The organism is Streptomyces ambofaciens ATCC 23877 (assembly GCF_001267885.1).
Taxonomy (GTDB): Bacteria; Actinomycetota; Actinomycetes; order Streptomycetales; family Streptomycetaceae; genus Streptomyces; species Streptomyces ambofaciens.
In genome coordinates, this window is the sequence record NZ_CP012382.1 from 2,508,729 (window position 1) to 2,521,301 (window position 12,573).

The window sequence follows — 12,573 nt, forward strand, 5'->3', positions numbered from 1 at the left end:
GACCGGGACCGATCAACTAATCTGTTCGATTTCTCGTCTACGCACGTGCACCCGCCGTGCCCGCCGATGAAACCGAACGGACTCCCCGACCGTGGTCCCTGCCGAACTCGCCGTCGCCCTCCCCGAGGGGCGCACGGGCAGACCCCCGCGCGGTGCCCTGCGTGCCTTCGGGCACCGGCACCGCGTGCCGCTGCTCGCGACCCTGCCCACCCTCCCGCTGTACGCGGTGTGGTGGGCGTTCCTCGCCACCGGCGGGGGCGACCTCGCCGCGCAGGTGGCGTGGACGGACTTCGTCACGCGGCACGGCGGTTCCCCGTACGGACTGTTCTGGTACGGCGGGGTGCACACCGCGAACTACAGCGTGATCTCGCCGTATCTGATGGCGGTGTTCGGCGTGCGTACCGTCACCCTCCTCTCCGGGCTGGCCGCCGCCTGGCTGGCGGCCGTGCTCGTCGTACGGACCGGCGTACGCAAGCCCGTGTGGGTGGCCCTGCTCGCCTCCCTCGCCCTGTGGTGCAACGTCGCCTCCGGGCGCACGACCTTCGCGCTCGGCCTCGCCTTCGGGCTGGCCGCGTGCCTGGTGCTGGTCCGGGAGCGGCGACTGGTCCTCGCCACCGGGTACGCGGCCCTGGCCACCATGGCGTCACCGGTGGCCGGGCTGTTCCTGGCCGTCGTCGGGGCGGGCTTCCTGCTCGGACGGGACCGGGGGCGCGCCCTGGTGCTCCTGATACCGCCCGCCGCCGTCGTCGCGCTCACCACGCTGCTGTTCCCGTTCCACGGGGAGCAGCCGATGCCCGCTTCCCGGATATGGCCGCCGGTCGTGCTCGGTCTCGCCGTGGCGGCGCTGGCCCCCCGCGACTGGCGGGTCGCGCGGTGGAGCGGGGCCGTGTACGCGGCCGGGACCGTCCTGACGTACTTCATAGCCTCCGCGGTCGGCACGAACGTCGAGCGGTTCGCGGAGTACTTCGCGCCTCCCGCGCTGCTCGCGGCGCTGCTCGGCACGGACCGGGCGCGGCGGGTCGCGCGGGGTCTCCTGGTCGTCGCGCTCGTCTTCTCCGTGGGGTGGACGGTGAAGAAGACCGACGACGACCTGCGGGAGTACACGGTGGTGCCCGCCTGGGCGACCGAGACGGACGGGGTCGTACGGGCGCTCGACGGGCTCGGCGCCGACCGCACACGGGTGGAGGTGGTGCCCGCCCGCGACCACCGCGAGGCCGCCGCGCTCGCCCCGCACGTCAATCTGGCCCGCGGCTGGAACCGGCAGCTGGACGTGGAACGCGCCCGCCTCTTCTACGACGGCACCTTCTCCGCGACCACGTACCGGGAGTGGCTGGACCGCTGGGCGGTCGGCTTCGTCGTGCTGCCGACCGCCAAGCCGGACGGCCCCGCCGAGGCCGAGGCGGCCCTCGTGCGGGACCCTGGGCTGCGCCCCGACTGGCTGGAGCCCGTCTGGCAGGACGCGCACTGGAGGGTGTTCCGGGTGCGGGACGCCGTACCGCTCGTCTCCGAGCCCGGCACCGTCGTGACGACGAGCAGCACCGACCTGGTGCTCCACGTGGACCGCCCCGGCCCGGTGACCGTGCGGGTCGCCTGGTCGCCGTGGCTGCGGGCCGACGGCGGGTGCCTCGCCCGGGACGGCGAGTTCACCCGCCTGAGCGTGGAGGCACCCGGCGCGTACCGGCTCAGCTCCCGGTACGGTCCTTCGCCGGGGGGTCGCTGCTGATCCGCCCGGCGGGCGGGGCGGTGTCCTCGGCCGGCGGCGGAGCGGGGGCGGGCACAGTGTGCGCGGACGCGGTGGGCTCCCCGGTCGCGGTCGGCTCCCCGGCCGCGGTCGCCGTGACCACCCGCGCCCTCGGGCCCTGGAACAGGTACGTCAGGCCGAAACCAGCGGCGACCACGGCCGCCCCGCCCACCGCGTCCAGCAGCCAGTGGTTGCCGGTCGCCACGATCGCCGCGACGGTGAAGGTGGGGTGCAGGAGACCCAGGGCCTTCATCCACATCTTCGGGGCGATGACCGCGATCGCCACCCCGCACCACAGCGACCAGCCGAAGTGCAGCGACGGCATCGCCGCGTACTGGTTGGTGAGGTGGGTCAGCGTGCCGTAGTCCGGTTTCGTGAAGTCCTGCACGCCGTGCACGGTGTCGATGATGCCGAGGCCCGGCATCAGCCGCGGCGGCGCCAGCGGGTACAGCCAGAAGCCGACCAGGGCCAGCAGCGTGGCGAAGCCGAGCGACGCGCGGGCCCAGCGGTAGTCGACGGGGCGGCGCCAGTACAGGACGCCGAGGACGGCCAGCGGGACGACGAAGTGGAACGACGTGTAGTAGAAGTCGAAGAAGTCCCGCAGCCAGCCGACCTTCACCACGGCGTGGTTGATGGCGTGCTCGACGTCGATGTGCAGGAAGCGTTCCATGTCGAGGATCTGCCGGCCGTGCTCCTCGGCCCGCTCCCGGCCCGCCGAGTTGCTGCCGCCGGTCGCCGCGAGGCGGACCTTGGAGTAGGCGGCGTAGGTGACCCGGATGAGGAGGAGTTCCAGGAGGAGGTTGGGGCGGGTGAGGACCCGGCGCAGGAACGGCAGCAGCGGGACGTGCCGGAAGCGGGTGGGGACCGGCGGCGCGTAGCTCGTGGGGACCGGCGCGTCGAAGTACGGCGACGTCCGGGACAGGAACGGCACGGCGACGGCGGCGGCCAGGGCCGCGAGCAGGACGACGTTGTCGCGCAGCGGGTGGAGGGCCGCCATGTTCGGCAGCATCATCTTCGCCGGCAGCGTCATCACCAGGACCACCGCGACCGGCCAGACGTACCGGTCGGAGGCGCGCCTGCCGACCCGGCCCACCACCGCGAGCAGCACCCACAGGAGCTGGTGCTGCCAGGTGGCCGGGGACACGGCGACGGCGGCGCAGCCCGTGACGGCGACGGCGAGCAGCAGCTGACCGTCACGGGCGTAGCGCACGGCGCGCCGCAGGGCCAGCACGGCGACGGCCGCGCCGAGCAGGAGGAAGAGGGCGGTCTCCAGGGGGCCGGTGAGCCCGAGGCGCAGCAGCGCGCCGTGCAGGGACTGGTTGGCGAGGTCGTCGGCCGCCCCGCCGAGGCCCACCCCGGCCATGTGGTGGACCCAGTAGGTGTAGGAGTCCTGGGCCATCGCGGCCCAGGCGACGGCCGTACAGGCGAGGAAGGTGACGCCGGTGGAGACGGCGGCCCGCCCGCGGTCGGTGAACCACAGCAGGGGGACGAAGAGGAGCACGGTCGGCTGGAACGCGGCGGCGACGCCGATCAGCACGCCGCCGGCCCGGTCGGCGTGTGCGCCGCGTACGGCGAAGCAGCCCAGCAGGACGAGCAGGACCGGGATGATGCTGGTCTGGCCGAGCCACAGCGCGTTGCGCACGGGCAGGGACAGCATCAGCAGGCTGACGGCGACCGGCGCCGCCAGCAGCGCCGTGCGGCGGCCCACCGGCTTGGGCAGGGCGCGGGCGGCGACCAGGCCCAGGGCCACCACCAGCAGCAGTGAGCCGAAGGTCCAGCCCCAGCCGAGGGCCTGCTCGGCGGCGCGGGTGAACGGTTTGAGGACCAGCCCGACGAACGGCGTGCCGGTGAACTGCGTCGAGTCGTACAGCGAGCCCTCGACGTGCAGGACTCCCTGCGGCCCGACCCAGGTCTCCAGGTCCGTCAGCCGCTCCCCCCGCGGGGTGCTGAGGACCGCCGCCAGCTGTCGTACGACGAGGAGGGCGGCGACCAGCCACAGCCCGAGGCGCGCGGCCCGCAGCCGTGCTCTGGTCGCATCGACGGCCGGGGCTCCGAAAGCCTCCGCCGGTCGCCCACTGTGCTCCGCATTCGCCACGCCTCGTCGGCCTCCCGCCCCGCTCCCACCGCGCCCGTGTACGCGATGTGTTGTTCCTGCGAACCCTATGAGGCTCGCACCGCCCCCGGAGCAAGACGCAGGCAACCCCCGCTCAACCTGACCGCCGTCCGCCTTTCGCCCCGCCTTTCTTCGACCTTCCGGCCGTTCGTTCGAACGAGGGAGGGTGCGGAGCGGACCCGGACACCTCTCGAAGGAGCGAGAAGGATCACAGGTCACAGGGGGTGGAGGCAGGTCGTGACGGGCGGACGTGCCTGCATGCGCGCCCTTTCGGTGCACTGTGCAACGATCAGCGTACCGGGCGTAAGCGGCGCATCAGCGCCTATGGTCGTTTTCTGCCCGTGGCCGTGTGCCGCGGGCTTCTTCCGGCCCGGCGACAGTGCCGCCGTGCGGGTCGTGGCGTCCCTGTTCCCGTCGAAAGGTAGGCGAGCGAAGTCTTGTCGGCTGCCCCCGTCGCCGCTCACCCGTCCCGCACGAGCCCCGCTTCCGCGCCCCCCGCCGCGCCCACCGTCACCGACCCCGCGCTCGTCAGGCGTGCGGTGAAGGCCGCGGCGCTCGGCAACGCGATGGAGTGGTTCGACTTCGGCGTCTACAGCTACATCGCCGTGACGCTGGGCAAGGTCTTCTTCCCGTCGGGCAACCCGACGGCCCAGCTCCTCTCCACGTTCGGTGCCTTCGCGGCGGCGTTCCTGGTCCGGCCGATCGGCGGCATGGTCTTCGGCCCGCTCGGGGACCGGGTGGGACGGCAGAAGATCCTCGCCCTCACCATGATCATGATGGCGGCCGGCACGTTCGCCATCGGGCTGATCCCGTCCTACGCGACGATCGGCGTCTGGGCGCCGGTGCTGCTGCTGGTCGCCCGGCTGGTGCAGGGCTTCTCCACCGGGGGCGAGTACGCGGGCGCGTCCACCTTCATCGCCGAGTACGCGCCGGACCGGCGGCGCGGGTTCCTGGGGAGCTGGCTGGAGTTCGGCACGCTGGCCGGGTACATCGGCGGCGCCGGACTGGTGACGCTGATGACGGCGCTGCTGTCCGACGGTGACATGACGTCCTGGGGCTGGCGCATCCCGTTCCTGATCGCGGGGCCGATGGGCATCATCGGGCTGTATCTGCGGATGCGGCTGGAGGAGACGCCGGCCTTCGCCGCCGAGGTCGAGAAGGCGGAGGCGGCCCGGCCCAAGGTGCCGCTGCGCGAGATGGTCACCGGGCAGTGGAAGGCGCTGCTGCTCTGCGTGGGCCTGGTGCTGGTCTTCAACGTCACCGACTACATGCTCCTGTCGTACATGCCCAGCTACCTGACGAGCGAGCTGAAGTACGACGAGACGCACGGGCTGCTGGTCGTGCTGGCGGTGATGGCGCTGATGATGGTCGTCCAGCCGTTCGCCGGCGCGCTGACCGACCGGGTCGGGCGGCGGCCGGTGATCGCGGCGGGCTGCGCGGGGTTCCTGCTCCTGTCCGTCCCGGCGCTGCTGCTGATCCGCGAGGGCAGCCTGCTCGCGGTGGGGCTGGGCATGGCGGCGCTGGGCCTGCTGCTGGTCTGCTTCACGGCGTCGATGCCGTCCGCGCTGCCGGCGCTGTTCCCGACGCGGGTGCGGTACGGGTCGCTGTCGATCGGCTTCAACGTCTCGGTCTCGCTGTTCGGCGGGACGACGCCGCTGGTGGTGACGGCGCTGATCGGTGCGACGGGCGACATGATGGTGCCCGCGTACTACATGATGGCCGCGGCCGTGGTCGGCGGTGTGGCGGTGTGGTTCATGTCCGAGTCGGCCGGCCGTCCGCTGCCGGGGTCGGCCCCGGCGGTCGAGGAGCGCGCGACCGCGTGACCCCGCGCCGGTGCCGCCGACGGGAGGCCCGCCCTCACGCCTCGTGGTAGAAGCCGACGTTGACGCTGCGCGGCTCCACGCGGTCCTGGACCACGATCTCGCCGCTGCCGCCCCTCGGCAGCCCCACGGTGTCGCCGTAGGCCACGGGCCGCGCGTGCCCGCCGACGGTGAGCCGGACCTCGGAGGAGGGGTCCGGCTGGGAGCCGCGCAACCAGGTCAGCTGCCACGTGCCGTCGGGTCCGCACCGGAACTCCAGGTGCACCCGGGAGACGAACAGCCAGTCGTCCGGCGTCGACAGCCGGCACACGGACCTGTCCCGGCCCACCCGCAGCACCGCTCCCGGCTCGCTGGGCGCCTCGGCCATCTGCATGCCGGCCGTGGCACCCGCGTCCGCCGCGGTGACGGCGGCCATGGTGAGTTCGAGCACGTGCGCTCCTTCGAAGACCTCAAGACGTCCGATTCCGTCGCCGTACGTCGCCGTACGTGGCCGTACACCGCCGCGCGCCGCCGTCGCTCGTTGGCTTGTCGCCGCCGCATGATAAATCGGTCCGGGGTGCGGTGTCCGGCACAATGGGGTCATGACCGAGCGAAAGCCACCGGGCGTCGACTTCGAGTCCTGGGTGGACAAGCAGATCCGGGACGCGGACGCGCGCGGCGAGTTCGCACAGCTGCCCGGCGCGGGCAAGCCCCTGCCGAGCGAGGTCGACAGCACCTACGACGAACTGTGGTGGGTCAAACGGAAGATGGCCCGCGAGGGCTTCTCCGTGCTGCCCCCGACGCTCGCGCTGCGCAAGGAGGCGGAGGACGCCCTGGAGGCGGCGGCGAAGGCCCCGTCGGAGCGGGTGGTCCGCCGCATCGTCGAGGAGATCAACGTCAAGATCCGCGACGTCATGTTCAAGCCGCCGCCCGGCCCCCCGCTGGGTCTGAAGCCCTACGACGTCGAAGAGGTCGTACGGCGGTGGCGGGAGGGCCGGGCGGAGCGGTGACGCTCGGGCGTCACAGATGCATCAGTCGGTCCGCCAGCTCGCGGTAGTCCCGCAGGGCGAGGCGGAGTTGTTCGGTGTCGGTGCTCGTCGCGCGGTCGTCCGCGCCGGTGTCGTGCCAGGCCGTGCGCAGGGTCTTGCGGCGGTGCGTCACCGCGTCGGTGAAACGGGCGGCGATCTCCTCCAGGACGCGGTCGGCCTCCTCCACGGAGGCGCGCGGCGCGTCGACGAAGCCGGCCACCGCGTGCTGGAGGCGCTGACCGAGCTTGTCCAGCTCGTCGTGCGGGAGGAGCGCGCCGTCACCGTGCGCGGACGGGGCGGAGGCGTGGTCCGGGTTGTCGGACCGCAGACCCGAGGTGTGCTCCGGATTGCCGGACCGCAGACCCGAGGCGTGCTCCGGATTGTCGGTGGGCAGCCCCGAGGCGTGCCCCGGGTTGTCGGACCGCAGGTCCGAGGTGTGCCCCGGGCCGCCGTCGGTCCGCAGGCCTGGAGTGGTCTCGCCCCGGGTGCCCGCCGCGTGGTCGGCGCGCGCTCCGGGAGCCGGGTCCGCCTCGTGCGGCAGTGTGGTGCCCAGGGCCGTCTCGCCCCGGGCGTCGGGGGTCTGCCTGTCTCGCTCGACGGGGATGCCGCCGGGCTGCCGGGTCACATCGGACATGTGGCTCAACTCTCCTTCGGCTGGCGCTTGTTGAACGACCAGGTGTGCTGTGCGCGGGTGGCCGGTGCCCGGCCGTCGCCGTCGGCTCCGGCGCGGTGCCGGCTGCCGTCGTGGCGGGAGGGCTGCACCAGCTCCTCGAAGAGCGCGCGGGCCGCGACCATGGCCTCGCGCATCTCCTCCGTGCCTGCGCCGCTGTCCTGCGCGCCGTCCACCCGCGCGTGCGTCACGCGGTGCACGCGCCGGTAACCGTCGACGTGGTGGGCGTGGTGCACGGACAGCGCCGCGAGCTGCTCCTCGTACTGCCCGCCGTCCGGGAAGCCCCGGGCGCCGGCCAGCTCGGCGAGCAGCCGGTCCGCCTCGCCGACCGCCTCGCGCGGGGAGTCGACGAAGCGCTCCTGGGCCGCGGTCCACCGCGCCTCGTAGCGCTCGCGCTCGGCCGGCTCCAGCGACTTCGTGGGCAGCGAGCCGTGCCGCTGCACGCGCTCGGCCAGCTCGCGCTCGGCGGCCTTGGTGTCGCCGTCGTGCCGGGCCACGGCCCGGTCGTACTCGGGCCCGAAGCGCCGCTTCAGGCTTCCGCCGTGCTGGGGGCCCCGCGCGCGCCGGGCCAGTACGGCCGCGACGACGAGCACGGCGGCCACGATCACGATCAACGCGATGATCACGCCTGTGGACATGAGTGCCTTCCGGGTTCTCGGCCCTTACCGGCTCTCCGAACGGGCCGGTTCGCTGTTCGGGTTGCCTCCAAGTCCCCCCCTCAAACAGCGCACGGGAGGCGCCCACGGCGCATCGGTGGGAAAATACGCTTGCGCCGGGGGCGGGTCCCCTCCCGACAATGCCGGCCATGACCTGGACCGTCGCCCCCGAACCCCACGACTCCCCCGTCGCCGCCGCCCTGTGGCGGGCGTACTACACGGAGGTCAGCGACCGCTGGTACCTGCTGCACGAGGGGCGGCCCACCGATCCCGCCGAGCTGGAACGTGAGATCGCCGCGGACTCGGGCGCCGACCTCGTGCCGCCGCGGGGGCGGTTGCTCGTCGCCCGCTACGGCGGCGAACCGGCCGGCACCTCGGGCGTACGGCTGCGGGACGCCGCCACCGCCGAGCTGACCCGGGTGTTCCTGTACGAGGGCGTGCGCGGCCGGGGCGGCGCCGCGCTGCTCGTACGGGCCGCCGAGGACGCGGCACGGGCGCTCGGCGCCTCGCGGATGGTCCTCGACACCCGCGGGGACCTCGTCGAGGCCCGCGCCCTGTACGCGCGGCTCGGCTACACGGAGACCGAGGCGTACAAGGAGGGCCCGTACGCCGAGCACTGGTTCGTGAAGCAACTCCCGCCCGAGGCCTGACGGGAGGTGACCCGCCGGGCGCCCGCTCCGGCCCGTCCTGGTCGGTGTGAGGGGTTATGAGCGGTTCAGTCCTGCGGGAAGCCGGCATTCCGGGGGCCGTGTGCGCGGAAGTGTGGAGAAGATCTGCATAATCCTTGGAGTTCGCGAGGGGAGTCGCGAAGGGAGGGACGAACGCGTGGAACAGCAGGAAGAGCCGCCGCAGGAGCCGCGGGAGCAGGCCACGGGCCACTCGTGCCCGGAGTGCGGCACGCCCAGGAGAGCCGACAACACGCCCTCCTGCGCCTGCGGAACGCGGGCGTCCGACGCCCTGCGCGCTACCCGCACGGCCCAGGCGGCAGCGGCGGAGGACTTCGACCCGCTGCGCATACGGCCCTACGTGGACCTGGACGGCCAGGGCGAGCCACCGGCACCGGGGCCCGGCTCGGCAGCGGCAGCGGCACCGGCACCCGGGGGCGGCGCAGCGCCGATGTCCGGGCCCGGCGGCTCGGCACCGGCGCCCGCAACACCCGGGCCCATGGCCTCCGGAAGCGACCGGGCCGCCATGGCCAAGCCTGCGACACCCCCACCCGGCACGCCGTCCGCCCCCGGCGCGACGCCCGCACCCGGCACGTCACCCGCTCCCGGCACCGCTTCCTCCCCCGGAACGGCGACGCCCCCGTCCGCGGCACCCCCGGCAGGAACACCCACCGCCCACGCGCCGGACGAGGACGCCACCATGACGCTGCGCGCCGTCGGCGCGGGCTCGGGCGGCTCGGGCGGCTCGGCGCCGACTGAGGCGACGGAGGCGACCTCCGTGCTGCCCACTCCCCTGGCACCCTCGACCGACGCGCCCAGCGCGCACGACCTGCGCCTGTTCGAGACGGGGGCGTCGCCCGCCGCGCCGCCGGAGCCCGCCGCGGAAGGCACCTCCGGCGGACGTCCGCCGCGCAGGCGCCGTCGGGGCGTACTGCTCAGCGCCGCCGGGGCACTCGTGGTCGTGGTGGGCGCGGCCGGGTTCGCGAGCGGACTGTTCTCCTACGAGACGCCCTCGCGGGACGGGGCGTCGCCGGACGAGGTCCGCGCGAGCGTGCCGGCCCCGTCCACCGACGCGGCGTCCACGGCACCCGTGCCGAGCCCCACGTCCGCCCGGCCGACCTCCCCGTCGCCGTCCCCGTCCGCCTCCGCGTCCCCCAGCGCGAGTCCGTCGGCCTCACCGTCCCCGTCGGCGTCGAGCGCCTCACCCACACCGTCCCCGTCGGCCGAGCCGACGCAGACCACGACGACCGCGCCGGCCGAGGACCCGACGCGGGAGTCCGACGACGACGACCGGGACCGGGACGGCGGCTCCGCGCTGCACCGCGGCGACCGCGGCCCCGAGGTCACCGAGCTCCAGCAGCGCCTGACCCAGCTGTACCTCTACACCGGCGAGATCCACGGCACCTACGACCACCGGGTCGAGGACGCGGTCCGCACCTTCCAGTGGGCGCGCGGCATCCGCTCCGACGAGCTCGGCGTCTACGGGCAGGACACCCGGCGCCAACTGGAGTCGGAGACACGGGAGCCGTGAGCGCGGGCGCCGGAACCCGCCGGCGCCCACCCGCACAAAACCTCCGGGCCCCGCCCCTCCGACACCCACCCCACGAAAACCTCCGGCCCCCGACCCGCCGACACCCACCCCACGAAAACCTCCCGCGCCCGACCCGCCGGCACCAGCCCGCGCACATCCCCGGCCCGCGGCCCGCCGACATCCACCCGCACGAAACCAGGCCGCCCCGGAGCTCCCCGGACGGAACCCCGGGCCCCAGCCGGCGAGAACCGCCCGCCACGAGACCCCCGGGACCCCACGAAACCCCCCGGCCTCCGGGCTCCGGGCTCCGGGCTCCGGAAACCACCAGGCCCCCCGCCCAACGACGAGAACCCACAGGCTGCCACCCGAAGGGAACCGCAGGCTCCGCCCCGCGAGAAGTCCAGGGCATCAGCCGGCCCGAGGGAGCCCGCCGCCAGGCGGCAACGGCCGCACCGGCCGCCGTCAGCCGATGTGCAGCCGCAGCGTCCCGTCCGCGCCGGCCTCCACCCGTACCCGCGTCAGGTCCTCCACGACCACGTCCGGCCCGTGGAGCCCGGCCCGGGGACCGACCCCCACGACCCGCATCCCGGCGGCGCGGGCGGCGGTGATGCCGGCGCCGGAGTCCTCGAAGGCGATGCAGTCGGCGGGGGCGATGCCCAGCTCGGCGGCGCCCTTGAGGAAGCCCTCGGGGTCGGGCTTGCTGGCGCCGACGGACTCGGCGGTGACCCGGACGTCCGGCTGCGCGAGCCCGGCGGCGGCCATCCGCGCCGTGGACAGCGGCACGTCCGCCGACGTCACCAGGGCGTGCGGCAGGCCGTGCAGCGAGGCCAGGAACTCCGGCGCCCCGGGGATCGCGACGACGCCCTCGGTGTCGGCGGTCTCCTCGGCGAGCATGCGCGCGTTGTCGGCGTGGTTCTGCTCCATGGGCCGGTCCGGCAGCAGCAGCGCCATCGACGCGTAGCCCTGCCGCCCGTGGACGACCTTCATGACCTCGTCGCCGTCCAGCCCGTGCCGGTCGGCCCAGCGCCGCCAGACGCGCTCGACGGCGGCGTCCGAGTTGACGAGGGTGCCGTCCATGTCCAGCAGCAGGGCACGGGCGGTGAGAACGGTGGTGGCGGTGGCCGTCATCGGCAGACTCCAGACGCGGGGAGGAAACAAGGCGGCCCCGCCCGCCGGTCAGGGAGAACGGGCGGGAGCCACTTTGTTCATCCACGGTACAAAACACACCGGGGATCGCGCCACCGCTCCGCGGAAACGTTCACGTGCCGTTCGCCTCACCCGGCACCCGGCACCCGTCCCGCGCCACCCCGCCCGCGCCCGGGCCACGCCCGGGACGCGCCCGCACGCCACCCGCCCGCGGGCCGCCGCTCGGCACGTTCAGCCCGCGACCGCCTCCCAGAGGCTCCACACGCCGAGGCCCAGCATCAGCAGCGCCGCGATCTTGGTGATCAGCGCCAGCGGCACCCGCTTCATCAGGGCCTTCCCGCCGACGATGCCGAGACCGGCCACCGCCCACAGCGCGAGCACCGCACCGAGGCCGACGGAAAGCGGGTCGTCGTAGCGGGCCGCGAGGTTCGCCGTCATGATCTGCGTGAGGTCGCCGAACTCGGCGACCAGGATGAGCATGAAGCCCGCCCCGGAGACCTTCCAGAAGGACTGGTCCTCCGGCTTGCGGATCTCCTCGTCCTCGTCGTCCTTCTTCATCAGCAGCACGGCCGCGCCGCCGAGGAACAGCACGCCGGTGACCGCGTGCACGATCTGCTGCGGCAGCAGGGTGAGCACGCTGCCGGCCGCGACCGCGAGCACGACGTGCAGCAGGAACGCGGCGGCCACGCCGGCGAAGACGTAGGAGGCCCGGTAGCGGGTGCCGAGCACGAGGCCGGCGAGCGCGGTCTTGTCCGGCAGTTCGGCGAGGAAGACGACGCCGAAGACGACGGCCGTCACGGTCAGGCTGATCAAGGGATCCTCTATCGGTCGGGGCCGCCCCACCGAGAGTGCTGGTCCTGCGCTGCGGACACCTCGGCACGGCAGCACACGGTCGCCCCCGCCGTACGGCGCGGGCGTGCACTGCTTGCCGAAGGTCTCGCTGGCCGGCCCCGCGCACGAGGCCTGCCTCCGGGCGCCGGCTCAGACGAGCTGAGCAGTATGTCGACGGTCCGGCGAAGAGCTACTCCCCTTCTGCGCCGTCCATAGTACGCGAGCCCCCGCGCGGCATCGAGGGGCGAAGGTCCCGGGGCGGACTGGTCACGAGTCCTGTCAGACCCGTAGACGCGCCATGCACACGTCACTAACTTCTTACCGACCGCACACCTGTGCGCCATGCGGCGTCGCGAGCATTCCCCTGCCCGCGTCCCAACACCCCCACCCCCC

Annotated in this window: 11 protein-coding genes; 5 read left to right on the top strand and 6 right to left on the bottom strand. The window is 74.0% G+C overall.

Annotated elements, in window-relative coordinates:
- Nucleotides 1–91: 91 nt before the first annotated feature.
- Nucleotides 92–1,723: a hypothetical protein gene (locus tag SAM23877_RS11320; RefSeq protein ID WP_053130044.1), complete on the top strand. Its 1,632-nt coding sequence runs from the start codon at nucleotides 92–94 to the stop codon at nucleotides 1,721–1,723.
- Here the strand turns inward: SAM23877_RS11320 and SAM23877_RS11325 are convergent.
- Nucleotides 1,683–3,836, bottom strand: a complete 2,154-nt coding sequence (locus SAM23877_RS11325) for a bifunctional glycosyltransferase 87/phosphatase PAP2 family protein (RefSeq protein WP_053130047.1) — start codon at nucleotides 3,834–3,836, stop codon at nucleotides 1,683–1,685. The genes SAM23877_RS11320 and SAM23877_RS11325 overlap by 41 nt on opposite strands.
- 455 nt (nucleotides 3,837–4,291) lie before the next feature.
- Here SAM23877_RS11325 and proP point away from each other — a divergent pair, with 455 nt between their 5' ends.
- Entirely contained in the window at nucleotides 4,292–5,677 is a 1,386-nt protein-coding gene (proP, locus tag SAM23877_RS11330; protein ID WP_053130056.1) for a glycine betaine/L-proline transporter ProP, read from the top strand.
- A 34-nt stretch (nucleotides 5,678–5,711) separates the two neighbouring features.
- Here proP and SAM23877_RS11335 read toward each other — a convergent pair whose 3' ends face one another.
- On the bottom strand, nucleotides 5,712–6,104 hold the full coding sequence (locus tag SAM23877_RS11335; protein WP_053130059.1) for an FHA domain-containing protein: 393 nt from the start codon (nucleotides 6,102–6,104) through the stop codon (nucleotides 5,712–5,714).
- A 151-nt stretch (nucleotides 6,105–6,255) separates the two neighbouring features.
- Between SAM23877_RS11335 and SAM23877_RS11340 the strand changes: the two genes are divergently transcribed.
- The gene (locus SAM23877_RS11340; protein WP_053130062.1) at nucleotides 6,256–6,663 is read left to right on the top strand and encodes a DnaJ family domain-containing protein; all 408 of its coding nucleotides are present in this window, start codon (nucleotides 6,256–6,258) and stop codon (nucleotides 6,661–6,663) included.
- Between the two features lie 10 nt (nucleotides 6,664–6,673).
- Here SAM23877_RS11340 and SAM23877_RS11345 read toward each other — a convergent pair whose 3' ends face one another.
- On the bottom strand, nucleotides 6,674–7,315 hold the full coding sequence (locus tag SAM23877_RS11345) for a hypothetical protein (protein WP_053130067.1): 642 nt from the start codon (nucleotides 7,313–7,315) through the stop codon (nucleotides 6,674–6,676).
- A 5-nt stretch (nucleotides 7,316–7,320) separates the two neighbouring features.
- Nucleotides 7,321–7,989, bottom strand: coding sequence for a hypothetical protein (locus tag SAM23877_RS11350; protein WP_053130070.1), 669 nt, complete (start codon nucleotides 7,987–7,989; stop codon nucleotides 7,321–7,323).
- Between the two features lie 167 nt (nucleotides 7,990–8,156).
- Between SAM23877_RS11350 and SAM23877_RS11355 the strand changes: the two genes are divergently transcribed.
- Nucleotides 8,157–8,657, top strand: a complete 501-nt coding sequence (locus tag SAM23877_RS11355) for a GNAT family N-acetyltransferase (RefSeq protein WP_079030143.1) — start codon at nucleotides 8,157–8,159, stop codon at nucleotides 8,655–8,657.
- Between the two features lie 175 nt (nucleotides 8,658–8,832).
- Entirely contained in the window at nucleotides 8,833–10,203 is a 1,371-nt protein-coding gene (locus SAM23877_RS11360; RefSeq protein ID WP_053130076.1) for a peptidoglycan-binding protein, read from the top strand.
- 462 nt (nucleotides 10,204–10,665) lie between these two features.
- Here SAM23877_RS11360 and SAM23877_RS11365 read toward each other — a convergent pair whose 3' ends face one another.
- Both SAM23877_RS11365 and SAM23877_RS11370 read right to left on the bottom strand, forming a co-directional pair.
- Entirely contained in the window at nucleotides 10,666–11,331 is a 666-nt protein-coding gene (locus SAM23877_RS11365; RefSeq protein ID WP_053130078.1) for an HAD family hydrolase, read from the bottom strand.
- Nucleotides 11,332–11,580: 249 nt separating this feature from the next.
- The gene (locus SAM23877_RS11370) at nucleotides 11,581–12,162 is read right to left on the bottom strand and encodes a TMEM165/GDT1 family protein (RefSeq protein WP_053130086.1); all 582 of its coding nucleotides are present in this window, start codon (nucleotides 12,160–12,162) and stop codon (nucleotides 11,581–11,583) included.
- Between the last annotated feature and the right edge of the window lie 411 nt (nucleotides 12,163–12,573).